The sequence below is a fragment of the Stenotrophomonas sp. PA-6-5C genome, from assembly GCF_021605635.1.
Taxonomy (GTDB): Bacteria; Pseudomonadota; Gammaproteobacteria; order Xanthomonadales; family Xanthomonadaceae; genus Stenotrophomonas; species Stenotrophomonas lactitubi.
The window spans coordinates 1-26952 of record NZ_WKEE01000050.1 but is presented as its reverse complement, the minus strand read 5'-3'; the positions used below and the strand labels follow the sequence as shown (position 1 = coordinate 26952).

The 26952-nt window shown below is 67.0% G+C and carries 25 protein-coding genes; 7 read left to right on the top strand and 18 right to left on the bottom strand.

Features of this window, described 5'->3' with window-relative positions; genetic code table 11:
- The first annotated feature begins 84 nt into the window (after nucleotides 1-84).
- Genes GIW57_RS18715 through pdeM form a run of 4 tightly spaced genes read left to right on the top strand, consistent with a single transcriptional unit; the run spans nucleotide 85 to nucleotide 5774 of the window.
- Nucleotides 85-1083, top strand: coding sequence for a ligase-associated DNA damage response exonuclease (locus GIW57_RS18715; RefSeq protein WP_100461379.1), 999 nt, complete (start codon nucleotides 85-87; stop codon nucleotides 1081-1083).
- Nucleotides 1080-2687: an ATP-dependent DNA ligase gene (locus GIW57_RS18710; RefSeq protein ID WP_236512338.1), complete on the top strand. Its 1608-nt coding sequence runs from the start codon at nucleotides 1080-1082 to the stop codon at nucleotides 2685-2687. Before GIW57_RS18715 ends, GIW57_RS18710 begins: the two co-directional genes overlap by 4 nt.
- Nucleotides 2684-5143, top strand: a complete 2460-nt coding sequence (locus GIW57_RS18705; RefSeq protein WP_236512337.1) for a ligase-associated DNA damage response DEXH box helicase — start codon at nucleotides 2684-2686, stop codon at nucleotides 5141-5143. Before GIW57_RS18710 ends, GIW57_RS18705 begins: the two co-directional genes overlap by 4 nt.
- Entirely contained in the window at nucleotides 5133-5774 is a 642-nt protein-coding gene (pdeM, locus tag GIW57_RS18700; protein ID WP_236512335.1) for a ligase-associated DNA damage response endonuclease PdeM, read from the top strand. Before GIW57_RS18705 ends, pdeM begins: the two co-directional genes overlap by 11 nt.
- A 33-nt stretch (nucleotides 5775-5807) precedes the next feature.
- Here pdeM and GIW57_RS18695 read toward each other — a convergent pair whose 3' ends face one another.
- From GIW57_RS18695 to GIW57_RS18660, 8 genes are all read right to left on the bottom strand, one after another.
- A complete protein-coding gene (locus GIW57_RS18695) occupies nucleotides 5808-6077 on the bottom strand; it encodes a hypothetical protein (protein WP_236512333.1) in 270 nt (89 codons plus the stop codon).
- A gap of 177 nt (nucleotides 6078-6254) precedes the next feature.
- Nucleotides 6255-7523 carry an NAD(P)/FAD-dependent oxidoreductase gene (locus tag GIW57_RS18690; RefSeq protein ID WP_236512331.1) on the bottom strand — a complete coding sequence of 423 codons (1269 nt, stop codon included), beginning with the start codon at nucleotides 7521-7523 and terminating at the stop codon, nucleotides 6255-6257.
- A gap of 266 nt (nucleotides 7524-7789) precedes the next feature.
- Complete coding sequence (locus GIW57_RS18685) at nucleotides 7790-7996, bottom strand: cold-shock protein (RefSeq protein ID WP_019183439.1); 207 nt, start codon at nucleotides 7994-7996, stop codon at nucleotides 7790-7792.
- A gap of 88 nt (nucleotides 7997-8084) precedes the next feature.
- The gene (locus GIW57_RS18680; protein ID WP_100461392.1) at nucleotides 8085-8831 is read right to left on the bottom strand and encodes an S-methyl-5'-thioinosine phosphorylase; all 747 of its coding nucleotides are present in this window, start codon (nucleotides 8829-8831) and stop codon (nucleotides 8085-8087) included.
- 81 nt (nucleotides 8832-8912) lie between these two features.
- Nucleotides 8913-9467 carry a hypoxanthine-guanine phosphoribosyltransferase gene (locus GIW57_RS18675; RefSeq protein WP_025879180.1) on the bottom strand — a complete coding sequence of 185 codons (555 nt, stop codon included), beginning with the start codon at nucleotides 9465-9467 and terminating at the stop codon, nucleotides 8913-8915.
- Entirely contained in the window at nucleotides 9467-10474 is a 1008-nt protein-coding gene (gene nagZ / locus GIW57_RS18670) for a beta-N-acetylhexosaminidase (protein WP_100461396.1), read from the bottom strand. Before nagZ ends, GIW57_RS18675 begins: the two co-directional genes overlap by 1 nt.
- A 162-nt stretch (nucleotides 10475-10636) precedes the next feature.
- A complete protein-coding gene (locus GIW57_RS18665) occupies nucleotides 10637-11344 on the bottom strand; it encodes a DsbA family oxidoreductase (protein WP_236512330.1) in 708 nt (235 codons plus the stop codon).
- Nucleotides 11345-11436: 92 nt separating this feature from the next.
- On the bottom strand, nucleotides 11437-11922 hold the full coding sequence (locus GIW57_RS18660; RefSeq protein ID WP_100461406.1) for a CYTH domain-containing protein: 486 nt from the start codon (nucleotides 11920-11922) through the stop codon (nucleotides 11437-11439).
- A 93-nt stretch (nucleotides 11923-12015) separates the two neighbouring features.
- Between GIW57_RS18660 and GIW57_RS18655 the strand changes: the two genes are divergently transcribed.
- Nucleotides 12016-12636, top strand: coding sequence for a hypothetical protein (locus tag GIW57_RS18655; RefSeq protein ID WP_236512329.1), 621 nt, complete (start codon nucleotides 12016-12018; stop codon nucleotides 12634-12636).
- Nucleotides 12637-12696: 60 nt separating this feature from the next.
- On the opposite strand, the gene rlmD is transcribed toward GIW57_RS18655, so the two are convergent.
- Nucleotides 12697-14031 (bottom strand): 23S rRNA (uracil(1939)-C(5))-methyltransferase RlmD, encoded by a 1335-nt coding sequence (gene rlmD, locus GIW57_RS18650; RefSeq protein WP_236512328.1) that lies wholly within the window; start codon nucleotides 14029-14031, stop codon nucleotides 12697-12699.
- 128 nt (nucleotides 14032-14159) lie between these two features.
- Between rlmD and GIW57_RS18645 the strand changes: the two genes are divergently transcribed.
- On the top strand, nucleotides 14160-14882 hold the full coding sequence (locus tag GIW57_RS18645) for a response regulator (protein ID WP_236512327.1): 723 nt from the start codon (nucleotides 14160-14162) through the stop codon (nucleotides 14880-14882).
- Between the two features lie 748 nt (nucleotides 14883-15630).
- On the opposite strand, the gene recO is transcribed toward GIW57_RS18645, so the two are convergent.
- The 9 genes from recO to rpoE form a co-directional block, all read right to left on the bottom strand.
- Entirely contained in the window at nucleotides 15631-16350 is a 720-nt protein-coding gene (gene recO, locus GIW57_RS18640) for a DNA repair protein RecO (RefSeq protein ID WP_099818937.1), read from the bottom strand.
- A gap of 18 nt (nucleotides 16351-16368) precedes the next feature.
- Complete coding sequence (gene era / locus GIW57_RS18635; protein ID WP_025877117.1) at nucleotides 16369-17265, bottom strand: GTPase Era; 897 nt, start codon at nucleotides 17263-17265, stop codon at nucleotides 16369-16371.
- Nucleotides 17262-17942: a ribonuclease III gene (gene rnc, locus GIW57_RS18630; protein WP_236512326.1), complete on the bottom strand. Its 681-nt coding sequence runs from the start codon at nucleotides 17940-17942 to the stop codon at nucleotides 17262-17264. The genes era and rnc overlap by 4 nt, the downstream gene beginning before the upstream one ends.
- A complete protein-coding gene (locus GIW57_RS18625) occupies nucleotides 17932-18315 on the bottom strand; it encodes a DUF4845 domain-containing protein (RefSeq protein WP_089236423.1) in 384 nt (127 codons plus the stop codon). The genes rnc and GIW57_RS18625 overlap by 11 nt, the downstream gene beginning before the upstream one ends.
- Before the next feature lie 34 nt (nucleotides 18316-18349).
- Nucleotides 18350-19144, bottom strand: a complete 795-nt coding sequence (gene lepB / locus GIW57_RS18620; RefSeq protein WP_059064781.1) for a signal peptidase I — start codon at nucleotides 19142-19144, stop codon at nucleotides 18350-18352.
- Between the two features lie 54 nt (nucleotides 19145-19198).
- Complete coding sequence (lepA, locus tag GIW57_RS18615; protein WP_162291979.1) at nucleotides 19199-20992, bottom strand: translation elongation factor 4; 1794 nt, start codon at nucleotides 20990-20992, stop codon at nucleotides 19199-19201.
- Between the two features lie 185 nt (nucleotides 20993-21177).
- Nucleotides 21178-22713, bottom strand: coding sequence for a DegQ family serine endoprotease (locus tag GIW57_RS18610; RefSeq protein ID WP_236512325.1), 1536 nt, complete (start codon nucleotides 22711-22713; stop codon nucleotides 21178-21180).
- Between the two features lie 76 nt (nucleotides 22714-22789).
- Complete coding sequence (locus tag GIW57_RS18605) at nucleotides 22790-23665, bottom strand: sigma-E factor negative regulatory protein (RefSeq protein ID WP_236512324.1); 876 nt, start codon at nucleotides 23663-23665, stop codon at nucleotides 22790-22792.
- Nucleotides 23662-24282, bottom strand: coding sequence for an RNA polymerase sigma factor RpoE (gene rpoE / locus GIW57_RS18600; protein WP_025877103.1), 621 nt, complete (start codon nucleotides 24280-24282; stop codon nucleotides 23662-23664). The genes GIW57_RS18605 and rpoE overlap by 4 nt, the downstream gene beginning before the upstream one ends.
- A gap of 235 nt (nucleotides 24283-24517) precedes the next feature.
- Between rpoE and GIW57_RS18595 the strand changes: the two genes are divergently transcribed.
- Nucleotides 24518-26581, top strand: a complete 2064-nt coding sequence (locus GIW57_RS18595) for a 3-hydroxyacyl-CoA dehydrogenase NAD-binding domain-containing protein (protein WP_236512323.1) — start codon at nucleotides 24518-24520, stop codon at nucleotides 26579-26581.
- Nucleotides 26582-26952 lie beyond the last annotated feature (371 nt).

Below are 26952 nucleotides of genomic sequence, written 5' to 3'. Positions count from 1 at the left end.
GGCCCGATTGTGCCGTATCGTCCGGCAACCCCGCGTTCAGGCCGATTCTCGCCGTGTGCACGACCGGCACGCCACAGTGATGGCATGGCAGGCAATGACGATCTGGTGGTACTGCGGCCGGAAGGGCTGTACTGCGCGGCAGGCGATTTCCATATCGATCCCTGGCGACCGGTGCCGCGTGCGGTCATCACCCATGGCCATGGCGACCATGCGCGTCCTGGCATGGGCGAATACCACTGCAGCACCGGCAGCGTGCCGATCCTGCGCTGGCGCCTGGGCGATGTGCCGCTGCACGCACATGCCGAGGGCGTGCCGTTCGCGCTGGGCCGGGTGCAGGTATCGCTGCATCCGGCCGGCCACGTGCTCGGCTCATCGCAGGTGCGCATCGACGACGGTGAGCAGATCTGGGTCGCGTCGGGCGACTACAAGCGTCAGCCCGATCCCACCTGCACACCGTTCGAAGTGGTGCCCTGCGATACCTTCATCACTGAAGCCACATTCGCGCTGCCGATCTATCGCTGGCCGGATGCCCGCGCGGTGGCGGCCGAGATCGCCGCCTGGCGTCGCGAGTGTGCGCAGCGTGGCGAAGCGGCCGTGCTGCTCTGCTACGCGCTGGGCAAGGCGCAACGCGTGCTTGCCGAGCTGCGCGCGATGGATGACCAGCCTGCGTGGCTGCATGGCGCCATCGCCAACGGCGTCTCCGTCTATCGCCAGGCCGGTGTACCGATGCTCGACACGCTCACGGTTGCCGAACAGGGACGTCAGCCCGATGCCGCAGGCCAACTGATCCTGGCGCCGCCCTCGGCCGCCGGCACGCCCTGGCTGCGCCGGTTCGGCCGCCACCAGCTTGGTTTCGCCTCGGGCTGGATGCAGTTGCGCGGCAACCGCCGCCGCCGCAACGTCGACCGCGGCTTCGTGATTTCCGACCATGCCGATTGGCCGGCGCTGCTGCAGACCATCACGCAGACTGGCGCGCAGAGGATCATTGCCACGCACGGCAACACCGATGCGCTGATTCCGTACCTGCGCGAACGCGGCATTGCCGCCGAAGCCTTCCGCACCGATTTCGGGGGCGAGGAATGAAGGCCTTCGCCGCGCTGTACCAGCGGCTGGATCGCAGCACCGCGACGCTGGACAAGCGCGCGGCGCTGATCGACTACTTCCAGCACGCACGTCCGCACGACGCAGCGTGGGCGCTGTACCTGCTCAGCGGTGGCAAGGTGGGCGGCGCGCGCCGCAAGATTGCGGGCAGCGGCGAACTGCGGGCGTGGATCGCCGAAGAATCCGGCCTGCCGCCATGGCTGGTCGAAGACAGCTACGCGCAGGTCGGCGACCTTGCCGAGACGCTCACGCTGCTGCTGGATGATCCTGCCAGCGAAGGCGAGGATCGCCCTCTGGCCGACTGGATCGAACAGCACCTGCTTGCCGTCGCCAACCAGCCAGAGCTCGTGCGTCGTGCCGCTGTAGTCGAGGGCTGGCGACAGCTTGCATCGGCCGAACGTCTGGTCTTCAACAAGCTGCTGACCGGCGCACTGCGCGTTGGTGTATCGCAGCGCGTGGTGCAGCAGGCATTGGCCGAATGGTCCGGGCTGGACATCGCCCGCATCGCCCAGCGCATGCTCGGCGACTGGGTGCCCTCTCCCGGCCTGCTGGCCACTTTGCTGTCCGCCGAAGAACTGCCGACCGATCGCCAGCAGCCCTATCCGTTCTTTCTCGCCTCGCCGCTGGAAGGTGAGCCCCCCGAGCGGCTGGGCGAGATCAGCAACTGGCTGCTGGAATGGAAGTGGGATGGCATCCGCCTGCAGCTGCTGCGGCGCCAGGGTGAGGTGGCGTTGTGGTCGCGCGGCGAAGAACGGCTGGACGGTCGCTTCCCGGAGATCGAACAGGCCGCCGCATTGCTGCCCGATGGCTGCGTGCTGGATGGAGAGCTGCTGGCATGGGACGACGCTGACAATCTTCCGCGTGCATTCACCGCGCTGCAGACCCGCATCCAGCGCCGCAGACCCGGCGCCGCCACCCTGCGCAACACGCCGGTGCGCGTGCTCGCCTACGATCTGCTTGAACGCGACGGTGAAGACCTGCGTGCGCTGCCACTGCAGCAACGTCGCGCGCAGTTGGCCGAGGTGGTCGGCGCGCTCGGCGATCCGCGCATCCAGCTGTCGCCCGAGGTGCCCGCCGACGATTGGCAGCATGCCGCGCAGCTGCGCGAAGCATCGCGCGAGCGCGGCGTGGAAGGGCTGATGCTGAAGCGCCGCGATTCGATCTATCAGTCCGGGCGTCGCCGTGGCGACTGGTGGAAGTGGAAGGTCGAGCCGCTCACCATCGATGCCGTACTGCTGTATGCACAGGCGGGTCATGGCCGGCGCAGCACGCTCTACACCGACTACACCTTCGGGGTCTGGGACGGCGACACGCTGGTTCCCGTGGCCAAGGCCTATTCCGGGCTGGACGACAAGGAAATCCTGGCCCTCGATCGTTGGATCCGCGCGCATACCCGCGAGCGCTTCGGTCCGGTGCGCAGCGTCAGTGCCGAGCAGGTGTTTGAACTCGGCTTCGAAGCGGTCAATCGCAGCGCGCGCCACAAGTCCGGCATCGCCGTGCGCTTTCCACGCATCCTGCGCTGGCGCCACGACAAGCCGGCTGCCGAAGCCGACCATCTGGCCCAGTTGCAGGCGCTGGCGCGATGAAGCGCAGTGAAGCGCTGCAGCGCCTGAACGACTGGTTCGGCAGCCGCGGCTGGCGCCCCCTGCCCTTCCAGCGCGCGATGTGGCGCCACTACCTGGCCGGAGAATCCGGCCTGCTGCACACCCCCACCGGCAGCGGCAAAACCCTGGCCATGTTCGGCGGCCCCTTGCTGCAGGCGATGCACGACCCTCCCCCCACACCGCGTCGTGCCAGCGCGGTACGCCCGCTGCAGGTGCTGTGGGTGACACCGCTGCGGGCGCTGGCCAGCGATACCGCACGCGCACTGCAGGCACCGATCGACGGCCTTGGCCTGGGCTGGCGCGTGGGGCTGCGCAGCGGCGATGCCAGCAACCGCGACAGGCGCCTGGCCCGCGAAGGTCGCATTGATGTACTGGTGACCACACCGGAGTCGCTGGCGCTGCTGCTCAGCTATCCCGACACCCTTGAACGCATGCGCCAGCTGCGCTGCGTGGTGGTGGACGAATGGCACGAACTGCTGGGCAACAAGCGCGGCGTGCTGCTGCAGTTGAACCTGGCGCTGTTGCGTGAGACAGCGCCCGCGATGCAGCTGTGGGGGTTGTCGGCAACATTGGGCAACCTGCCGCAGGCCCGCGACGTACTGCTGCCACACCGGCCACAGGCACGGATCGTGGAAGGTGCACGGCAGCGGCCGGTGACGATCCGCAGCCTGCTGCCCGAGCCCGGCGAACGCTTTCCATGGGCCGGGCATCTCGGTCTTTCCCAGCTTCCGCGCGTGCTCGATGCAGTGTTCCGCGCGCGCAGCAGCCTGCTCTTCACCAATACGCGTGCGCAGGCGGAACTGTGGCACCAGGCCCTCGCAGCGGTGTGGCCGGAGGATGCCGGCACGCTCGCCCTGCACCACGGCTCGTTGGATCCCACGCTGCGCCAGCAGGTGGAAGACGGACTGCGTGCGGGCACGCTGCGGTGCGTGGTGGCCACGTCCAGCCTGGATCTGGGCGTGGACTTTCCGGAAGTGGACCAGGTGCTGCAGCTGGGCAGTCCGAAGGGTGTCGCCCGCCTGCGTCAGCGGGCCGGGCGTGCGCGCCATCGGCCCGGCGCCAGCGGCGAGATACTGTGCATTCCCAGCCACGCACTGGAACTGGCCGAGTACGCGGCGGCCCGACGCGCGCTGCATGACGGGGTGATCGAAGCACGACGCCCCCCTACGTTGTCGCTGGATGTACTGGCCCAGCACGCCGTCAGCCGGGCGCTGGCTGGCGGCTTCGACGCCGATGCACTGCTGCAGCAGGTTCGTGGCACGCATGCCTTCGCCGCGCTGGAAGACGCGCAATGGAATGCCGTGCTCGATTTCATCGTGCAGGGCGGACGTGCGCTGTCGCGGTATCCGGAGTTCCACAAGGTGGTACGCGATGCCGATGGCATCTACCGCATGCCCGATCGCCGCCAGGCGCTGCGCCATCGGCTGTCGATCGGCACCATCAGCAGCGACGGCAGCGTGCGCGTGCAGTTCCTGCGTGGCGGCAGCCTGGGCGCAGTGGAAGAACAGTTCGCCAGCCGCCTGCGCCGGGGCGACCGCTTCCAGTTTGCTGGGCGTCTGCTGGAGCTGGTGCAGCTGCGCGACATGACCGCGTTCGTGCGCGTGGCGCGGGGCAGCGGTGATGGCGTGGTGCCGCGCTGGCAGGGTGGGCAGTTGCCGTTGTCGATGCCACTGGGGCGCGAACTGGAGATGGTGCTGTCAGGCGACGACCAGAGCGTGGAGTCGCGCTGGCTTGCGCCGCTGCTGGCGTTGCAGTCGAAGCTGTCTGCGCCGCCATCGCCCGGCCACCTGCTGGTGGAAGACGTGCGCCGACGCGAGGGCCAGTTCCTGTTCGTCTATCCCTTTGCGGGCCGCCATGTGCATGAAGCGCTGGCCGCGCTGCTGGCGCTGCGCTGCACCCGGCGGCAGCGCAACAGCATCGGCTATGCGGTGAACGACCATGGCCTGGTGCTCGCGCCGGCAACGCCGGTGGACCTGCAGGAACAGGACTGGCGGGCGATGCTGGATGCTGACGGCCTGCTGCAGGACCTGCGCGAAGCCGTGAACCTGGGCGAACTGGCGCGCCGCCAGTTCCGCGGCATCGCACGCGTGTCGGGCCTGCTGGTGCCGAGCCTGCCTGGCGGCATGCCACGCTCACTGCGCCAGCTGCAGGCTTCCGCCGGTCTGCTGCATGACGTGCTGCGCGAGCACGATCCGGAACATCTGCTGCTGGCACTGGCCGAGCATGAGGTGCTGCACGACAGTCTGGATCTGCCCGGTCTGCAGCAGGTGCTGGCCGGCATCGCAACGCGTTCGTTGTCATTGCAGCAGCCATCGTCGCTGACGCCCTTGGCGTTTCCTTTGTGGGCCGAACGCCTGCGTGGGCAGTTCAGCAATGAAGACTGGCGCACACGCGTGCAGCGTGCGGCGCAGCAGCTGGAGCGCCGCCATGGCCGCTGATCTGCCGCTGCAGCTGGGCGGTGAGTCGATGCTGCTGCTGGGCGGGCGGGCGCTGCTGTGGCCGGCGCGTCGCACGCTGTTGATCGCCGACCTGCACCTGGGCAAGGCGGACGTGTTCCGGCGTGCGGGAATCGCCTTGCCGGCCGGCGGTACCGGCAATGACCTGCAGCGCCTGCAGGACATGGTGAGCCTGCACGAGTGCCAGCAACTATGGATCCTCGGCGACGTCCTGCATGGCCCGGCGCATCGCGCGGCCTGGTACCAGCAATGGCTTGGTTGGCGCGAGCAGCATGCTGCGCTGGACATCCACGTGGTACGCGGCAATCACGACCGCGATCTGCCGAAGGCGGCGCTGCAGGTACAGATGCATGACGACGCACGCTTGGGGCCGTTCCTGCTGCGGCACGAGCCGCTGGCCGATGCCTCTGCTCACGTGCTGGCCGGCCATGTGCACCCGCAGGTTGCGTTGCCGGCGCTGCGTCGACGCTTTCCCGCGTTCTGGCTGCGCCAGGGCATCACCATCCTGCCGGCGTTCTCGGCATTCACCGCCGGTGTCGTGCCTGTACTGGCACCCGGCGAACAGCTGCTCGCCTGTGTGGAATACAGCGTGGTGCCGCTGCCGGTTCGCTGACTCGTCGAGGCCTGCGTCGAGGCCTGCCCTGCATTACGACGGGCGCGCGACGATCCCGGGCATCAGGCTGAAATCCGGCGTTGCCTTGTCGGCGTGGCGCGGCAGTGCCTGTATCGCCACCAGCATCTCGTGGGCGCAGGCGCGGATATGGTCGTGGCTTTCCGGTGATGCGTGGCTGATCAAACTGCCGACATGGAACTCGAACACATCTTCCAGTACGTCGGGCTGGTCCTCGTGCAGCATCCGCAGCAGACCGCGCAGCTTGCAGATTTCCGATTCCAGCTTGTCGACCGCGAACAACATGGCGTCCTCCTCGTGCATCGTGCGGCACATCCGGGCCGCAGCAGGCAGCGACGGCGATGCCACCCGGGCCACGCGATGATCGATCACGAAAAGGAAAACGGGCGACGCGGCTGCCGCGTGCTCATCTCTTGTCGCATATACGGGGTGAGGTAATCGTTAATCGACGTGACGAAAGATTCACGCGATGGCCGGAATTGCCACGCTCTGTGCGGCCGAGGGCGCGGCGGCCAGCGCGTCGATGAATGCAGGATCGAGCGGCAACGCGCCCAGCCACCCGTGCTGGGTACCGCTGAGCACGCGCAGCATGTGCCCGCGCCCGCCAGGCAGTCGTCCCATCGGCCCCAGCAGCACGTCGCGCGCCTTCGCCCACGCATCGCGATCGGACTGGAACAGCGGCGTCAGCCAGCGGCTCCAGCGCTGATAGACCGCTACATGCGCGCGCCGTTGCGCCTGGTAGGCCTGCAATGCCGGTTCACCGCCACCATGGGTGCGCAACGCGTCGCGCAGTGCCAACGCATCCAACAGCGCCATGTTCACGCCCTGCCCCAGCTGCGGGCTCATCGCATGTGCAGCATCACCGACCAGTACCAGCCGGCCCTGATGCCAACGCTTCATCACGGCATCGCGGTACACCGCCCGCGCCAGTTGCCCGGCGTCCTGCAGATGGGCGAAGCGCGCGCCCGCCTGTGGCCACAGCGCATGCAGTTCTTCCAGCCAGGGCGCCATGCCGTCGCCCTGCCAGCGTTCGAAATCCGCGCGCGGCAGGCTCCAGAAGAAGCTCAGGCGAGGCGTATCGTCACCCGGCCGGGTACCCACCGGCAGCAGGCCGATCATCTTGCGCGCGGCGACGTAGCGCTGCCGCAGCTGCTGCATGTGCGGCCAGTCTTCGGCCGGCAACAGGCACCACAGGGCGCCCCACGGGTACACCCGGTCCAGCGCCGCGCCACCGTCGATAGCGTTGCGCAGCGTGGACGCAGCGCCGTCGGCGGCAACCACCAGATCGAACGGTCCGTGCGTGCGGCCGTCGCTGTCGCGCAGCCGCCCCTGCTGGTGGTCGACCTCGACGATGGTCGTACCCACATGCAGCTCGCCGGCGCCTTCACGCGCCTGGTCCAGCACCGAGAACAACGCGCCCCGCTGCATGCCCAGGCCATGCAGGCGCGCATCCAGGCCGTCATAGCCCATGTCCATCACCGCGCGTTCGCACGGGGTATCGCCATACAGCCGGCGCACCGGCATGGCGTAGCCACGCACGGCATCGAGCAGGCCCATCTGCCACAACACCTGCAGTCCGCTGGGCTGCAACAGGAACCCTGCGCCCACCGGCCCTGGCGTCGGCACGCGTTCGAAGATCTCCACCTCGTGGCCATCACGGGTGAGCAGGATGGCCAATGCCTGGCCAGCGGTGCCGTATCCAATTACGGCGATGCGCAGTCGTTCCGTCATGCCCGCATTGTGCCATCGGCGCAGGGGTGGTACATCGACCGCCTCCTCTTCCGAGCAGATTTGCATCGGGCTCCGCCACCACTGCCAGCCCTCCTGCGAATGCCTGTCATTGCGTGCGAAGTAAAGGAGGAGGCGATGGCCGCAGGCCGGCGCCGGGGGACATTCGCACGCAAGGACAGGCGCTCCCGCCGCAAAAGCATCTTCACGTTCACGGCCCGCAAAAAAAACCCCGCCGAAGCGGGGTTCTCAACGCACTATCGAGTGGATCACTCGGCCGGAACGATGTTCGAGGCCTGGGCGCCCTTCGGGCCCTGGGTCACGTCGTAGGTGACCTTCTGGCCTTCCTGCAGACTGCGGAAGCCCTTGGAGTTGATCGCGGAGAAGTGCGCGAAGACGTCGGCGCTGCCGTCCTCCGGCGAGATGAAGCCAAATCCCTTGGCGTCGTTGAACCACTTGACGGTACCGTTCGGCATGGTGATGCGTGACCTTATGCAATGAATGGGTGGTGTACGCTGAACCCGCGCACAAGCTGAGTATGCAAAGCTTGTTACGCGAAGACAATCACCCCCGCGCCAATTCGCCGACCAGTTCCGGAAGTCCGTTGCTGGCGGCCTGCACATTGGCCAGTACTTCGGCCATGGTGATTTCCTCGCCGTCACCGCACCCGGCGGCCCAGTTGGCAACGATCGCCAGGCAGGCATAATCCAGCCCCAGCTCGCGTGCCAGCGCCGCTTCGGGCATGCCGGTCATGCCCACCAGGTCGCAGCCATCGCGGCGCATGCGTGCGATTTCGGCGATGGTTTCCAGCCGCGGGCCCTGCGTTGCGCCGTAGCAACCGCCATCGTGGACCTTCACACCGGTCACCTTCGCCGCCGCCAGGATCTTGCTGCGCAGCATCGGCGTGTACGGATGGCCGAAGTCGACGTGCACCACGTCGGTGCCTTCTTCTTCGCAGATCGTGCTGATCCGGCCCCAGGTGTAATCGATTACCTGATCCGGACAGGCCAGCACGCGCGGACCGAAATCGTCACTGATGCCGCCCACGGTATTCAGTGCCAACACCCGTTGTGCGCCGATCTGCTGCAGCGCGGCCAGGTTGGCGCGGTAGTTGATCTTGTGCGGCGGCAGCGAATGACCTTCACCATGGCGCGCCAGGAAAGCCACGCGATGACCGAGCAATGTCCCGACCCGCACCGGGCCGGACGGCTGTCCGAAACGGGTCGAGACTTCGTGGGTCTGCACGTCGTCAAGCTTGGCCAGGTTGTAGACACCGGTGCCGCCAATCACGGCCAGGGCGATCTGTTGCATGAAAAGCACTCCAGAGAAAAAAGAACGCCGGCACCCGAGGATGCCGGCGGCAGGAAACGCGGGCCGCAGGCGGCCGCGTTGTTATTCCTTCATCGCGTAGATGGCCGGCACGCAGCGCAGGGTTTCGTTGACGTCCATGCCGAAACCGAACACGTAGCGATCCGGCAGTTCGATGCCGGCGTAGTCGGCGGTGACGTCCGGCAGCGCGCGATCGTGCTTCTTCACGGTCATCGCGGCAATGCGCACGTCGGTCGCGCCCTGCTCCAGGCACCAGGTGCGCACACCCTGCAGGGTGTAACCCTCGTCGAGGATGTCGTCGACCAGCAGCACGCGGCGACCGAACAGCGCGGTGGCCGGCTTGTGCTTCCACACCAGGTCGCCGCCGGTGGTCTCGCCGCGGTAACGGGTGGCGTGCAGGTAATCGAACTGCACGTCCTGGCCACGCGCGCCCAGTTCCAGTGCCAGCTGGCCTGCGAACGGCAGCGCACCATGCATGATCGACAGGAACAGCGGCACCTCGCCCTGGTAATCGCGCGCGATGGCGTCGGCGATGCCGGCAATGGCCTTGTCGATGGTGGGACGATCGACCAGCAGGTCAGCTTGGGCCAGGGCCTGGGAAATGGTGAGGTTCGGCATCAGACGGTTCTTCCAAGGGTTTGAAGCAGACGGGATTGGGTGTCGCCATGGCGGGCATCGGCCAGCAGGCCATCCCAGCCAAGCGCGCCGCGGCCGAGCAGGCCCAGCAGCGCAGCGGTATTGAGGGAGCGTCCCTGCACCGCGTGCAGGGCTTCATCGACCAGTTCCGGGTGGCAGACCAGCACCACATCGCAGCCGGCATCCAGATGCGCGTGCACGCGCGCCGGAACGCCACCGGCGCTGTGCGAGGCAGCCATGCCGATGTCATCGGAGAACACCACGCCGCGGAAGCCGAGCTCGTCACGCAGGATCTGCTGGATCCAGCGCGGCGAGTAGCCAGCGGGTTCCGGCGCGACCTGCGGATAGATCACGTGCGCCATCATCACTGCATCGGCGCCGGCGGCGATACCGGCCGCGAACGGGACCAGATCCTGTGCGCGCAGTTCATCCAGCGCGCGCGGATCGATCGCGGTGTCCACATGGGTGTCTTCCAGCACGGTGCCATGGCCGGGGAAATGCTTGAGGGTGGCGGCCATGCCGACCGCGTGCATGCCACGCACATAGGCGGCGGTGAACGCGGCCACGACCTGCGGGTCTTCACTGAAGGCGCGGTTGCCGATGGCGCGATTGCCACGGCCAAGGTCGACCACCGGCGCGAAGCTCAGGTCCACGCCGCTGGCACGCACTTCACTGGCCATCAGCCAGGCGTGCTGCTCGGCAAGTGCCAGCGCAGCGTCGGGGTCCCTGGCGTACTGGACACCAATGTCCTGCAGCGGCGGCAGCTCGCTGAAGCCCTCGCGGAAGCGCTGCACGCGCCCCCCTTCCTGGTCCACGCAGATCAACTGCGGGCGCGGTGCGGCAGCGCGGATCGCCGCCGACAGTTCGGTCACCTGCTGCCGCGAAGCGAAGTTGCGCTTGAACAGCACCACCCCGGCCACAGCATCGTGCTGCAGCCAGTCACGTTCCTGGGCGGTCAGTTCAGTACCGGCAACGCCGATCAGCAGCATGGTCGATCTCCACAACGGGCGCCCGCATGGCGCAGTGCCGCATTGTCGCAGAACCGGCCAACAGGCGCAGTGGTCAAAAAAGGGGACGGAGGGGATTAACGCGCAATCGGCCCACTGGTGCCGAATACGACTTGATCCCCTCCGTCCCCTGTTGCGGTCCGGTCAGACCTTGCAACCGTCCGCGCCGCAGGCGTCGTCGCTGCCATCCGGGGCACCCTGCACGCCCTGCCCCGCCGCCTGCTCGGCGGCAATCTGGCGCAGCGCGTTGGCGAAGGCTTCCGGCGGCTGGGCGCCGGAAACCGCCCAGCGACCGTCGATGACGAAGGTGGGCACCGAGGAGATACCCAGCGCATGGGCCTGCGCCAGGCCCGCTTCCACTTCGGCCAGGCCACGATCGCCGGCCAGCATCTGCTGGATCTCATCTGCAGCCAGACCACCCGCGGCACCGGCCTCGACCAGCACCGCCGGGTCGGCCAGATTCCGCCCATGCTCGAAATGGGCGCGGAACAGCGCCTCGCCGACCGCCTCCTGCACGCCGTGCTGTCCAGCCAGCCACAGCAGGCGATGCGCCGGCAGCGTGGTTACCCGCACCTGGCCCTGGCTGAAGTCCATCGGCAGGCCCTCGGCCCGCGCGGTGGTCTGGGTCTGGCCAAGAATCTGCTCGGTGCGCTCGGCACCGCCGAACTTGCGCTCATAGGCCTCGCGCAGCGGCACCGGGGTGGCGTCCGCATCCGGATCGAGCTGGAACGGCTGCCAGTGGATCTCGAGTTCGGGCGCGTCGGCGCCCAGCAACTGCACACCCTGCTGGAAGCGATGCTTGCCGATCCAGCACCAGGGGCAGACCACGTCGGAGTAGATGTCGATTCTCATCCCTGCGACATGTGGCCTGCTTGCCCCGAAAAAAGGGGACGGAGGGAATTAAGTCGCTTTCTGCGCAGCTGGGATCAAGACGCCCCTCTACTTCACCACTGTGAATAGGGATTATTGGCCAACGCCACATTGTAGTAGCGCGCGTCGTCGGTCACTTCGGCGCCGATCCAGTCCGGCAGGTCGATGGCCTGGTCGGCGCTGTCGAGCTCGACTTCGGCGACCACCAGGCCGGCGTTGTCGCCAAGGAACTCGTCCACTTCCCAGGTCAGGCCGGCGTACTCGACCAGATGCCGGCGCTTGTCGATCAGGCCGCCGACGCACAGCGCCAGCAGGTCGCGCGCATCCTGCACCGGGATCGGATAGTCGAACTCCTGCCGGGTATGGCCCAGCGTTCGCGACTTCAGGTTCAGTGCGGCCTTCTCGCCTTCGATGCGGACCCGCACCGAGGCGTTCTGGGTGCCCCGGTCGAGCGCGCCCAGATCGTTGATATAGCCCTGTGCCATCGGAATGACCCGGTGCGCGGCGGTGCGCCACCCATCATGGGTGACGAGGAATTTGCGTTCGATTTCAATGCCCATGGGCACAGTATGCGGCTCACGCCAGACGCTGCCTATCGGCGCGGCGACAGGCACGACTACACTGCGCGGTCCCCAACCAAGGAATGGTCGCTCATGACACTTTCCCGTCGTCTTCGCCGCTGCCTTGCCCTGTCGGCACTACTGCCGTGTGTGACCACCAATGCCGCATCAACGGCGATGCCATCGCTACAGCAGGCACAGGCCGCGATGGACCGGATGTTCGATCAGGCCATTGCCGATCGTCCCGCCAGCGACAGCAGCCGCCTGGTTGCCGAGACCTTCCGGCCCCGCCTGCAGGCCCTGGACAGCTGCGCAGCCGCCGAGGCCGGCGACGCCGTCGATTGCATCGCCACCGCCAGCGCAGGCATCGATTCGCGACCGCAGCTGCTGCGGCTGGCACTGGTGGGCGGCGTGTGGACCCTGCCTGACCAGCGCGATGTCCCGGTTCCGGCGCCGCCGAAGGATCGGGTGCAGGCCCTGCTGCGGGAACGGATCGCCGTACAGGCGCAGCAGCAGGCCGACCCCGCCCTGCGCGCGCGATACGAGCAGGCGGCCGGCACCCTGCAGGTGCAGGACGTGAGGAGTTGCGACGTCGCCAGCGACAGGGCCGTCATCGAATGCACGGTGCGCGCGGGCGATGGCAACGAGCACGGTGAGCAGTCCATGGCCTTCGTGCGCGTGGACGGTCAGTGGCAGAACGCCCCGGCCGACTGACAGCGTTGCCTGCGTGCAGGCAGCAAGGCAGGCGCCGGGTAGACCCCGGCGCTGCATTCATCAACGCTTTTCGAACACCGCGATGCTTTCCACGTGCGCGGTATGCGGGAACATGTCCATCGCACCGGCGCTGACCAGGGTGAAGCCCTGTTCGTTGACCAGATAACCGGCATCGCGGGCCAGCGAGCCCGGATGGCAGCTGACGTAGACGATGCGCTTGAACTGCTTCAACGGCAGCTGCTGCAGCACTTCGATGGCGCCCGAACGCGGCGGATCCAGCAGCAGCTTGTCAAAGCCCTGGCGCATCCACGCCGTGCTGCGCTGGTCCTGGGTGAGGTCGGCGCTGTAGAATTGCGCGTTGGCCAGCCCGTTGCGCTCGGCGTTCTCACGCGCACGCGCCACCAGCCCGGCATCGCCTTCCACGCCCACCACTTCGCGCACCTTGCGCGCCAGCGGCAGGGTGAAGTTGCCCAGGCCACAGAACAGGTCCAGCACGCGCTCGTCGGCACCCGGCTCAAGCAGGTCCAGCGCGTGGGCGATCATCTTCTCGTTGAGCTTGGCATTGACCTGGATGAAATCCAGCGGACGGAACGCCAGTTCGACATCCCACGGCGCCAGCCGGAACGACAGCGCCACGCCCTGCCCGTCCAGCGGCTGCACGGTGTCCACGCCACCCGACTGCAGGTAGATGACAAAGCCCTGCTGCTGGCCAAAGGCCGCCCAGGCAGCGCGATCAGCGTCACTCAGCGGCTGCAGGTGGCGCACGGTCAGCACCACGGCCTGGTCACCGGCGATGAACTCGATCTGCGGGATGTCGCGCTTGCCGTCCAGGGATTCGATGAAGGTCGACAGCACCTCCACCTTGGTGCCGATTTCCGGGATCACGGTCAGGCACTGCTGCAGGTCCGCGACGAAGCGCGGGTCCTGCTCGCGGAAGCCGACCAGGGTCTTGTCCTTCTTCTCGACCCGGCGCACCGAGAACCGGCCCTTGCGGCGGTAGCCCCAGCTGTCGCCGACCAGCGGCGGCAACACGGTGCCCGGCTTCACATGGCCGATGCGCTCCAGGTTGTCCATCAGCACGCGCTGCTTGGCGACGATCTGCTGGTCTTCATCCAGGTGCTGCAGCACGCAGCCGGCGCAGGTGCCGAAATGCGGGCACTTGGGGGTCACCCGCTGCGGAGAGGCCTGAAGCACTTCGACCGTGCGCGCCTCATCGAAGTGGCGGCTGCGGGCGGTCTGTTCGGCCATCACCACTTCGCCCGGCAGGGCGCCGCTGATGAAGGTGACCTTGCCGCCCTCGCCTTCACGGCGGGCAACACCGCGACCATCATGGCTGAGGTCGAGGATCTCGGTCTGGAAGGGAGTACGGTCGATGCGGGAGCGGGATCGGGCCACGTGGCAACAGGCTGCGGGCAAAAGTGGGGCCGTATTGTCGCAGATCCTGACCGGCGGGGCCGCTGGCCGCTTGCGCCCGCCGCCGCCGTGCTTGATGATTGACCCCAGCTGACATGGAGGCAGCCCTGATGCAGATGACCCCGCGGGCCAGTCGACCCCGCTTCCTGCTTGTCGAGGACGACATCATCAGCCGTGGTTTTTTCAAAGCGGCGTTGGAAACGTTACCAGCGGATGTGGATACCGCCGACTCACTGGCCAGCGCCTTGGCGCGCGCCGAGCCCGGTGCCCACGATCTGTGGCTGATCGACGTCAACCTGCCCGATGGCAATGGTGCCCAGCTGTTGCACCAGCTGCGCCGCTCGCACCCGGACACCCCGGCGCTGGCGCATACCGCCGACGGCGATGCTGCCATTCACGCACGCCTGCGTGAGGCCGGCTTCAGCGACACCCTGGTCAAGCCGCTGGGCCGCGACCAGCTGCTGAAGGCGGTCCGTCGTGCGCTGGTCAACAGCCCCGGCGGTTCCACGGCGCCGCCAGCAGCGGTCGAGCTGGCGTTGGAGGACTGGGACGAAACGGCCGCCCTGGCTGCGCTCAATGGCCAGCGCAACCACCTGATCGCCCTGCGCGAACTGTTCCTGGCCGAACTGCCGGGCGTGCGCGACGCGGTCGAACAGGCCGTGGACCAGCATGACGAACGCCAACTGCGCAGCCAGCTGCACCGGTTGCAGGCCAGCTGCGGGTTCGTGGGTGCAGCGCGACTCGCGCGCGCGGTGCGGCAGCTGCATCACATGCCCGAATCGGGGCAGGCACAGGCGGGGTTCCGCGCCGCCGTAGCGGCACTGCTGCACTGAGGGGTTCGGCCGGGCTGCGCCCGGCACCTGCAGAGGCAACGGACGGAGCAACGGCCAAAGCCAAAGCGGCTTCCTGCGGGATGGCGGGGCACTGTGGGTTTGCGGGGCCGCCGTGAACCCATCCATGGGGGCTTGGTCGCCGCATCCATGCGGCTCACACCCCGCAAGCCCACAGTGCCCCGCCTTCGACAATTCCCCGAATGCTGGTAGATCCACGCCATGCGTGGATATCTCCATCGGAATCGAACATTTCGAAAATTGAACGAAGAGCATCCACGCATGGCGTGGATCTACGTGTCGACCAAGGTCGACACCTACCAACAGCAGCAGAAAACTGTCGACGCCGTGACCCCATCCACGCGGGCTTGATCGCCGTATCGACAGTTTCCCGGTAGCTGGTAGATCCACGCCATGCGTGGATGAATCTCCATCGAAATCGAATATTTCGACAATTGAACGAAGAGCATCCACGCATGGCGTGGATCTACGTGTCGACCAAGGTCGACACCCACCAAGAACAGGCCATGACATTCCGACAGATCGCGGGAATCTGTCGAAGGCGGGGTGGGTCCGGTTGCGGGGGTGTAAGCGCCATGGATGGCGCGCCCAAGCCTCCATGGATGGATTCACGGCGTCCCCCGCAACCGGACCCACCCTGCCATCCCACGGAATGCCGGCTTTTGCCGTTGCCGTTGCCGTTGCTCCGGCCTCTGCGGGTGCAGGGCGCAGCCCTGCCGGGCACCCACCCTCAGCGCCTTGGTGCCAGCTGCTCCAGCATCTCCCACGATTTCAGGCCGCGTGCGCCAAGGTGATGAGCCAGCACCCGCCGCATCGGCAGGCGCAGGCTGGCCAGATCGGCGGCGTCCGGCTCATCGTCGGCTGCCAGCGCCAACAGTGCTGAGCCGGTAGCCGCTGCACGACGCTCGCCGCCGCGCTCGCTGAGCAGGCGCTGCGGTCCTTCCTGCGGGTCCAGTTCATAGCGCGCCGCGGGGTCGATCGGCTGGCCATCGCTGGCGGTCTCCAGATCGAAGCCCACGCCCAGCGCCGCCAGCAGCTCGCGTTCGAACCGGCGCAGGGTCCAGGCCAGTCCGGCACCCACGGCCAGGCGCGCACGCGCTTCGCCGTAGGCCAGGTACAACTCCGGCAGCGGATCCTGGCGCGGCGCCAGGCGCAGGGTCAGTTCACTCAAATAGAACCCGGCCAGCATGGCCTGGCCGAGCAGGCGCGGCGCCACATCCAACGCTTCAGCACCGCGCAGCTGGGCCAGTTCGCCACGTTGCAGCGCGCTGAAGCGGATCCACTGCAGGGGCTGCAGGGCCGCTCGCAGCACCTGGCCCTTGGCTGTGGAAACACCACGCGCGAGCAGGCCGATCCGGCCGTGCTCGGCGCTCAATACCTCGACCAGCAGGCTGGTCTCGCGATAGGCCCGCGCATGCAGCACGAAGCCGGTGTCGTCCTCGATCAGCATCGAAGCGACCGTCGCGGCTTATTCGTAGCCGAAGGCCTTCAGCGCGGCCTCGTCATCGGACCAGCCCTCACGCACGCGCACCCAGGTTTCCAGGAACACCTTGGCCCCGAACAGACGCTCCATCTGCAGGCGGGACTTGGCCCCGATCTCCTTCAGGCGGGTGCCGCCCTTGCCGATCACGATCGCCTTCTGGCCTTCGCGCTCGACCCAGATCACCGCACCGATGCGCAGCAGGTTGCCGTCCTCGGTGAAGCGCTCGATCTCCACCGTGGTGGCGTACGGCAGCTCTTCGCCCAACTGGCGCATCAGCTGTTCACGCACCAGTTCGCCAGCCAGGAAGCGCTGGCTGCGGTCGGTGATTTCGTCTTCGCCGAACATCGGCGGGGCTTCCGGCAACAGCGCCAGCACATCACGGACCAGGGCTTCCAGGCCGTTGCGCTTCTGCGCCGAAATCGGATGCACCGACGAGAAGTCACGGCCGGCAGTCACTTCCTGCAGGAACGGCAGCAGCGCGCCCTTGTCCTTCATGCGGTCGATCTTGTTGACCACCAGCACCACCGGGATACCGGCGTCGCGCAGCACGTTGAAGGCCAGGCTGTCCTCTTCGTCCCAGCGTCCGGCTTCGATCACCAGCAGGCCGGCGTCGACGCCTTCCAGCGACCCACGGGCAGCGCGGTTCATGACCCGGTTCATCGCCCGCTTCTGCACCTTGTGCAGACCAGGTGTGTCGACCAGCACCAGCTGCCCTTCCGGGTAGGTGGCGATGCCCAGCAGGCGGTGACGGGTGGTCTGCGGCCGGTTGGACACGATGCTGACCTTGGCCCCGACCAAGGCATTGGTCAGGGTCGATTTGCCCACGTTCGGGCGGCCGATGACGGCCACGCTGCCGCAATGATGGGGAGTTTGTTCGCTCACTTGGAATCCAGTTGTTCAAGGACGGCCGCAGCCGCTTGTTGTTCGGCAATCCGCCGCGAGGAGCCTTCGCCCTCGGTGCTGGCGGCGGGGTCGGCTACGTTGCAGCGTACCCGGAAGTGTTTGGCGTGGTCGTCACCAGATTCTGACACCAGTTCGTACTGAGGCAACGCCTTCTGTCGGCCCTGCAGCCATTCCTGCAGGCGGGTCTTGGGGTCCTTCTCCGGTCGCCCGGTGGCCGGCAGCGCCTCCATCGAGGCGGCAAACCAGGGCAGGACCATCGCCCGGCAGGCTTCAAAGCCGGCATCCAGGTAGATCGCCGCAACCACGGCCTCGAATGCATCGGCCAGGGTCGAGTCGCGGCGATGGCCGCCGGACTTCATTTCGCCAGGCCCCATGGTCAGCCGGTCACCCAGCTGCAGGGTCCGCGCGATCACCGCCAGCGCGCCTTCGCGCACCAGCTCGGCGCGGGCGCGGGTCATCGCGCCTTCGTCCGCCTTGGGCCAGCGCAGGTACAACGCCTCGGCGACCATCATGTTGACGATGCTGTCGCCGAGGAACTCCAGCCGCTCGTTATGCGGCGCGCCGGCACTGCGATGGGTCAGCGCCTGCTTGAGCAGGCCTGGATCGCGGAAGGTGTGACCGATCAGGTCTTCACGTTGGAAAGATTTATTCGGCACCGCTACGGGTCAGGTCCTGGGAAGAATCGAATTTGCCAACCACATCCAGGTTGCCGACCAGTTGGCGGCGCACTTCGTAGTTGACCTTGAGGGTCCAGCCATTGTCGCGACGGTCGAACTTGACGTTGGCCGGCTTCACGTTGTCCGAGTAGTTGATGTACAGCCGCTTGAAGAACAGGTCCTGGATGTTGGCCGGCGCCATGCTGCCGATGCCGGGTTCCTTGGCCAGGCTCTTCATCGCCGAGCGCACCGCGTAATACTCCTGGTACATCGGGAACAGCTTCATGCCGATGTAGAGGAAGAAGCCAACCACGATCAGGACCGTCAGGAACGAGGTCAGGGTCATGCCGCGCTGCGTGTTCATCGTCTTCATTGCGTTCTCCCCAGATACGCGAGTGGATGTGAAGTCAGTTGATGCTCGAGCCGATCCGCGACGGTTCGAAGCCATCCTTGCAGAACCAGCCCTGGCAGTTCAGCCAGATCAGGAACGCCTTGCCGCGCAGGTTCTCTTCCGGAAGCAGGCCCCAGAAACGGCCGTCGTCGCTGTTGTCGCGATTGTCGCCCATCACCAGGTACTTGCCGGCCGGCACGGTCCACTGGCCCTGGCCACGCGGATAGTCGGTCTCCAGCACGGTATGGGTACGGCCCGGCAGGTGCTCGACCAACAGGTTGGCGCCCTCGCCCTGGCCCTTATGGCCGGCGTAGATGCCCTTGTTGTCGTACTTCAGCGGTTCGCCGTTGAGGATCACGCCGTCGCCTTCGAACACGATGGTGTCGCCCGGCACGCCGATCACGCGCTTGATGAAGTTCTCGCCCTTGGCCGGATCGTTGTCACCATGGCCGGGGAAGTGGAACACCACCACGTCGCCGCGGGCCGGATCACCGACCGGCACGAAGCGGGTATTGGTGATCGGCAGGCGCAGACCATAGGAGAACTTGTTGACCAGGATGAAATCGCCGATCAGCAGGTTCGGCATCATCGAGCTGGACGGGATCTTGTACGGCTCGGCGATGAAGCTGCGCACGATCAGCACGATCGCCAGCACCGGGAAGAACGCACGCGAGTAGTCCACCAGCACCGGCTCGGTGTCGAGCAGGCCGGCACGCTGGGCGCGACGCTTGGCCAGGTACAGCTTGTCGGCCAGCAGGATCAGGCCGGAGGCCAGGGTCAGCACGACCAGGAGGATCTCAAACAGTTTCATTCAGGGTCCTTTGCAACGTCACCGGACGATCGGCCCGAAGGCCGGTTTCGGGGCTTATTTGTTGTCCATCTGCAGCACGGCCAGGAAGGCTTCCTGCGGAATTTCCACGCGGCCGACCTGCTTCATGCGCTTCTTGCCTTCCTTCTGCTTTTCCAGAAGCTTCTTCTTGCGCGAAACGTCGCCACCATAGCACTTGGCCAGAACGTTCTTGCGCATGGCCTTGACCGTGGTGCGCGAGATGATCTGCGAGCCGACGGCCGCCTGGATGGCCACGTCGAACTGCTGGCGCGGAATCAGGTCCTTCATCTTCTCGCACAGCTCGCGACCACGACGATCGGCATGGCTGCGGTGCACGATCAGCGACAGCGCATCGACCTTGTCGCCATTGATCAGCACGTCCACGCGCACGAAAGGACCGGCATCGAAGCGCACGAAGTGATAGTCCAGCGAGGCATAGCCACGGCTGACCGACTTCAGCTTGTCGAAGAAGTCCAGCACCACTTCGGCCATCGGCAGCTCGTAGCTGATCTGCACCTGGCTGCCCAGGTAGTTGATGCCGAGCTGGCTGCCACGCTTTTCTTCGCACAGCTTGATGATGTTGCCGATGTACTCCTCGGGGGTGAGCACGTTGGCGCGGATGATCGGCTCGCGGATTTCCTGCACATGGTTCACCGGCGGCAGCTTGGCCGGGTTGTCCATGTTGATGATCGTGCCATCGGTCTTCAGGACTTCATACACCACCGTCGGCGCGGTGCTGATCAGGTCCAGGTTGTATTCGCGCTCCAGGCGTTCCTGCACGATTTCCATGTGCAGCATGCCGAGGAAGCCGCAGCGGAAACCGAAGCCCATCGCTTCGGAGCTTTCCGGCTCGAAGCGCAGCGCGGCATCGTTCAGGCGCAGCTTGTCCAGCGCTTCGCGCAGGTCCGGGTAGTCTTCAGCGTCAACCGGGAACAGGCCGGCGAACACGCGCGGCTGCATTTCCTGGAAGCCCGGCAGCGGCTTCGGTGCCGGGTCGGCAGCGAGGGTGAGGGTGTCACCGACGGGCGCGCCGTGCACGTCCTTGATGCTGGCGGTGACCCAGCCCACTTCGCCGGCGCGCAGTGCCGGCAGCACCTTGCGCTTGGGGGTGAACACGCCGACGTTGTCGACCTGGTGGTTGCGGCCGGTGGACATCACCTGCAGCTTGTCGCCGGCCTTGATCTCGCCCTGCATCACGCGCACCAGCGAGACCACGCCCAGGTAGTTGTCGAACCACGAGTCGATGATCAGCGCCTGCAGCTTGTCGGTATCACGCGGCACCGGCGGCGGAATGCGATGCACGATCGCTTCCAGCACGTCGACCACGTTCAGGCCGGTCTTGGCACTGACCGGGACCGCGTCGCTGGCATCGATGCCGATCACGGCCTCGATCTCGGCCTTGGCGCGCTCGATATCGGCGGTGGGCAGGTCGATCTTGTTGATCACCGGCACCACTTCCAGCCCCTGCTCCACCGCGGTGTAGCAGTTGGCCACCGACTGCGCTTCCACGCCCTGGGCTGCATCGACCACCAGCAGCGCGCCCTCGCAGGCGGCCAGCGAGCGGCTGACTTCATAGGAGAAGTCAACGTGGCCGGGGGTGTCGATGAAGTTCAGGTGGTAGGTCTGGCCGTCCTTCGCCACGTACGGCAGCGACACCGACTGCGCCTTGATCGTGATGCCACGCTCGCGCTCGATCGGGTTGGAATCGAGCACCTGCGCTTCCATCTCGCGGGCCTGGAGGCCGCCACAGAGCTGGATGATGCGGTCGGCCAGCGTGGACTTGCCGTGGTCGACGTGGGCGATGATGGAGAAGTTGCGGATGTTCCGCATCGAATCAGAGGACATAGAGAGGTGGCGGCGGCGCGCGGCGTCGTCAGGGTAACGGTCGATTATCGCATGCCCGGAGGGTGACCGCGTGGTTGGCCTGTCCGGGCAAGCCCCGGAATGGCCGAAGCCCCGCCGGGGCGGGGCTTCGGGGATACCACATGGGCCGCCGTGAAGGCGGCCATCCGTTGTTACGGGCCGGCCTTGACCGCCACGAAGGCGCTGTTGCCGCTGCCGGTACGGACCAGCAGCATGACCACGTCACCCTTCTTGTACCCGGAAAGTGCACGGTTCAGGGTTTCCACGCTGCCGACCGGGGTGCTGGCCACCTGCAGGATCACCATGCCGCCGGACAGGCCGGCATCCCGGGCACCCTCGCCCTTCACTGCGGTGATGCGGACGCCTTCGCCCGTCTCCAGGCCCAGCTGCTTGCGCTGCGGCGCAGTCAGGTCGGCAACCTCCAACCCCAGCAGGGCATTGGCGCCGGTCTGCGGGGCTGCCGTGTCATTGCCTGCGGACGGGCTGCGGGCGTTGCCCTGCGCATCCTCGGCCAGGGCCGTCAGGGTCGCGCTCAGGTCACGCGGTTTGCCGTCGCGGATCACGCCCAGGGTGACCCGGCTGCCCGGCGCCATCGCACCGATCAGCGGCGGCAGATCGGACCAGCTGTTGACCGGCGCACCGTTCACCGTGCGGATCACGTCACCGATCTTGACCCCGGCCTTGGCCGCAGCGCTGTCCGGCACGATCTGGTTGACCAGCGCGCCGCGGCTGTCGGGCAGGCCCATGGCCTGTGCCTTCAGGCCGTCGATCTCCTGCACCACCGCGCCGAGCTGGCCACGGGTGACCTTGCCGGTCTTCTTGATCTGCTCGACCGCGCTCATTGCCAGGTCGATAGGGATCGCGAAGCTGATGCCCATGTAGCCGCCGGAGGCCGAGAAGATCTGCGAGTTGATGCCGACCACCTCGCCGCGGGTATTCAGCAGCGGACCGCCGGAATTGCCCTGGTTGATCGCCACGTCGGTCTGGATGAACGGCACATAGCGCTGGTCCGGCCCGCCGGTGTTGCGGCCGAGGGCACTGACCACGCCAGCGGTAACCGAGTGGTCGAGGCCGAACGGTGAGCCGATCGCGACAACCCACTGACCGGGCTTCAGGCTGTTGGAATCCCCCACGCGCACGGTCGGCAGGTTCTTGCCGTCGATCTTCAACAGGGCGACGTCGTACTGCTGGTCGCTGCCGATCACCTTGGCGGTGAACTCGCGACGATCGCCGAGCTTGACCTTCACTTCGCTGGCGTCGGCGACCACGTGGTAATTGGTCAGCACGTAGCCGTCAGGCGAAATGATGAAGCCCGAGCCCATGCCGCGGCCCTTGATGCTGGGGCCGCCGTCCTGGCCGCCGGGCCCCTGCCCCGGCATCGGGAAATCCGGGCCGAAGAAGCGGCGGAAGAACTCGGGCATCTCGTCATCACCCGGGCCCATGCCGCCGCGTGCCTGGCGGTTGCTGCGGACGATGGTGGTGTCGACGTTGACTACACCGGGCCCAACCTGTTCCACCAGATTGGTGAAGTCCGGCAGACCGCTGACCAGCGGTTGCGCCGGTGCGCGCGGCGCCGCAGCGGCGGCGGCCTGCGGCGGGGCGGTCGGCGCCGCCGGTTGGGCGCAGGCCACCAGCGGCAGGGTCAGGGCGAACAGGCCAATGGCCTGTGTGCGGAGTCGGGGAGTCATCGGACGGCAACCTCCGGGTCGGATGGAAAGGGAAAGAAGCGCCCCGCTGACGGCGGGGCGTGTGACGTTACCCGGCTCAGTCGCGCGGGCGCTGCGGCGACGGCAGATCATCCTGCAGGCGCGGCTCGAACGGATAGAACGCGGCGCCGCCGGCATGGGCCGGGAAGCTGGCGTTGAGGGCGCCACCGGCGGCGGGCGCCAGGCTGGAGCGCGGCCACGGCCGTGCCTGCAGGCTGCCGACCTCGCCAAATGGCAGGTTGCGCGCGCTACCGGCCGGCACGGTCGGGGTCAGCGGCGCCTGGCTGGCGACCGCGCGCAGCGGTGCGTCATCGCGCTGGGCCACGCGCGCGGCCTGCTGGCTGCGGGTGGCGCTGGCGCGGCGCGCGTCCTGGCGACGGCTGGCGGCGGCCATGGCCACCGCCGGCACGCTGGCCACGGCCATCGTGGCGGTGTCCACCGATGCCTCGGTGACAGCCGCGGGCTGCCCGGATGCCGGCGGCAACTGCGCCTGGCTGGCGATCACCTGCGGTGCGGAGACATCGACGGGCGGCGCCTCCTGCAGTTTTTCGCGGCCGACGAACAGCGCCACGGCAGCAACCGAAGCCGCCAGTGCGCCGCCACCCCAGGCACGCCAAGCACTACGCCGGGCCTGACGCTTCGGCTCGGCCAGCGGAACAGGCTCGGCGGCGATGGCGGCAGCCACGGCGGCACTGAAACCGGCCGGTGCCAGCAGTGACGCCTGGCCACGCATGACGTCACCCAGCAGCTGCCAGCGTTCCTGGCAGCCGGCCAGTTCCGGATCGTGTTCCATGCGACGCACCAGGAAGCGCGCCTCGTCTGCCCCCAGCTCGCCGTCGACCAGCGCCGACAGCTGCTGGCGATGGCGTTCGTCCAGGCGTTGCCCGGCGGGAGACTGGTGGTTGTGCGATTCGTTGTTCGGAATGCGGGTCATATACGGCTCTTCTCGCGGGTGGCGCTGCCGATGTCCAACAGCGGCCGGAGTTCGGTGTCGATCGCCTCGCGCGCCCGGAAGATCCGGGAACGCACGGTGCCGATCGGGCACCCCATCTTCTGCGCGATTTCCTCGTAGCTCAGGCCTTCCACCTCGCGCAGGGTGATCGCTGACCGGAGTTCTTCCGGCAGAGCATTGACGGCCTTCATCACCGTCTGTTCCAGTTCCTGGCGCATCAACTCGCGCTCCGGCGTGTCGGTGTCGCGCAGGCGTGTTCCGCTGTCGAACTGCTCGGCGTCACCGATGTCGATGTCATCGGTCGGCGGGCGGCGATTGTGCGAAGCCAGATGATTTTTGGCGGTATTCACGGCGATCCGATGCAACCAGGTTGAGAACTGGGCGTCGCCACGGAAGCTTCCAATCGCACGGTAGGCACGGATGAAAGTGTCCTGGGCCACGTCCTGACATTCACTCCAGTCGGCGATGTAGCGACCGACCAGGGCCACCACCCGATGCTGGTACTTGCGCACCAGGACATCGAAGGCGGCACTCTCGCCGTGCTGCACGCGCCGGACCAGTTCCAGATCCAGCTCCTGTGGTGTATCAACATCGGCCATGAGGGGCCGCACTCCTGTCAGCCCAACCGACGTCGGGCAATGAGACTGCCAATCCCGGGAAAAGTTCAGTCGCCGATCACCTGGCGCCGCACCAGCTTTTAACCACCGTTCCGTTAACGTTCCGGTCCAAGGCCTGCGATCCGGGGCGCTACACCCCTGCTATTGGGATTTGACGCGGGGGAAACAACCTCTGGATCATAGCCCCCTTCTCCATACACAACCGGATGGAACGTCCATGCTCTCAAGCTTCGATGGTCTCCGCTTCAGCCACTGGCACCCCGAGATCCGCGACGATGGCGTGGTGGTCCTCTCCCTTGATCGTCAGGACAGCAGTGTCAACGCAATGTCGCAGGATGTCCTGCTGGAGCTGGGCGATCTGCTTGAGCGCATCGCCATGGACCCGCCCAAGGGCGTGGTGATCCAGTCGATCAAGAAGGCAGGCTTCATTGCCGGTGCCGACCTGAAGGAATTCCAGGAATTCGATCGCCGCGGCACCGTCAACGATGCCATCCGCCGTGGCCAGTCGACCTACCAGAAGCTGGCCGAACTGCCCTGCCCGACCGTGGCCGCCATCCATGGCCACTGCCTGGGCGGCGGCACCGAGCTGGCCCTGGCATGCCGCTACCGCGTCGCGTCCAATGACAGTTCCACCCGCATCGGACTGCCCGAAACCCAGCTGGGCATCTTCCCGGGCTGGGGTGGCAGCGCGCGCCTGCCGCAGCTGGTCGGCGCGCCGGCTGCGATGGACATGATGCTGACCGGACGCACGCTGTCGGCCTCGGCCGCACGCGGCATCGGCCTGGTCGACAAGGTGGTGGCACCGGCCGTCGTGCTCGACACCGCCGTGGCGCTGGCCTTGTCCGGCACCACCCGCCCGTTCAAGCAACGCGCGACGGCGTGGGCGACCAATACCTGGCTGGCACGCCAGCTGCTGGCACCGCAGATGGTCAAGCAGGTTGCGCGCAAGGCGAAGAAGGACCAGTACCCGGCGCCGTATGCGTTGATCAGCACCTGGCAGCGCAGCGGCGGCAAGCCGGTGCAGGCACGCCTGGATGCCGAACGACGCGCGGTGGTGAAGCTGGCCAGCACACCGACCGCACGCAACCTGATCCGCATCTTCTTCCTCACCGAACGCCTGAAGGGCCTGGGCGGTGGTGATTCCGGCATCCGCCACGTGCACGTGGTCGGTGCCGGCGTGATGGGCGGCGACATCGCCGCGTGGGCGGCCTACAAGGGCTTCGACGTGACCCTGCAGGACCGCGAGCAGCGCTTCATCGACCCGGCCATGGAACGCGCGCAGGCGCTGTTTGCCAAGAAGGTGCGCGACGAGAGCAAGCGCCCGGCCGTCGCCGCGCGCCTGCGTGCCGATCTGGAAGGCAACGGCGTGGCGCAGGCCGATCTGGTGATCGAAGCGATCATCGAGAACCCGGAAGCCAAGCGTGCGCTGTACCAGACGCTGGAGCCGAAGATGAAGCTCGACGCGTTGCTGACCACCAACACTTCGTCGATTCCGCTGGTGGAACTGCGCGATCACATCCAGCGTCCGGCGCAGTTCGCCGGCCTGCATTACTTCAATCCGGTGGCACAGATGCCGCTGGTGGAGATCATCCACCATGACGGCATGGCGCCTGAGACCGAGCGCCGCCTGGCGGCCTTCTGCAAGGCGCTGGGCAAGTTCCCGGTGCCGGTGGCCGGCACCCCCGGCTTCCTGGTCAACCGCGTGCTGTTCCCGTACATGCTGGAAGCCGCTACCGCGTATGCCGAAGGCATTCCGGGGCCGGTGATCGACAAGGCGGCGGTGAAGTTCGGCATGCCGATGGGCCCGATCGAACTGATCGACACCGTGGGCCTGGACGTGGCCGCTGGCGTGGGCAAGGAACTGGCACCGTTCCTGGGCCTGCAGATTCCGGCGGCGCTGCAGGCGGTGGAACCGGACAAGCGCGGCAAGAAGGATGGCCAGGGCATCTACACCTGGGAAAACGGCCGGGCCAAGAAGCCGGACGTGGCGCGCGACTACCAAGCGCCTGCCGATCTGGAAGATCGCCTGATCCTGCCGCTGTTGAACGAGGCAGTGGCGTGCCTGCACGAGGGCGTGGTGGCCGATGCGGACCTGCTGGATGCGGGCGTGATCTTCGGTACCGGTTTCGCACCGTTCCGCGGCGGTCCGATCCAGCACATCCGTGCGGTCGGTGCCGATGCCATCGTGGAGCGCCTGAAGGCGCTGCAGCAGCGTCACGGTGACCGCTTCGCCCCGCGGCCGGGCTGGGACAACCCGGTCCTGCGCGAACCGGTGGTTTGATCGGCCGGGCCTGCGGCCCGGCACCCGCAGAGGCAACGTCAAGTTCCACAGCAGAAGCCAGAGCCAAAGCGGCTCTGGCTTTTCTGTTTGTTGGGCGGGGCGGTGTCGGGTTGCGGGGACGCCGTAAACCCATCCTTGGGGGCTTGGCCGCGGCATCCATGCCGCGGACACCCCGCAATCCGACACCGCCCCACCCCTGACAGGTTCACGCGGCTGTTGGTAGGTGTCGACCTTGGTCGACACGCTTGATCCACGCCATGCGTGGATGCGAGCGAAGCGACCAGCGTTTGATTTTGATTTTGATTTTCTTTTTTTTTCTCCGTGGCTGGACGCCACACGGAAACTGTCAGAGGTCGGGCGGGGTGGGTTCG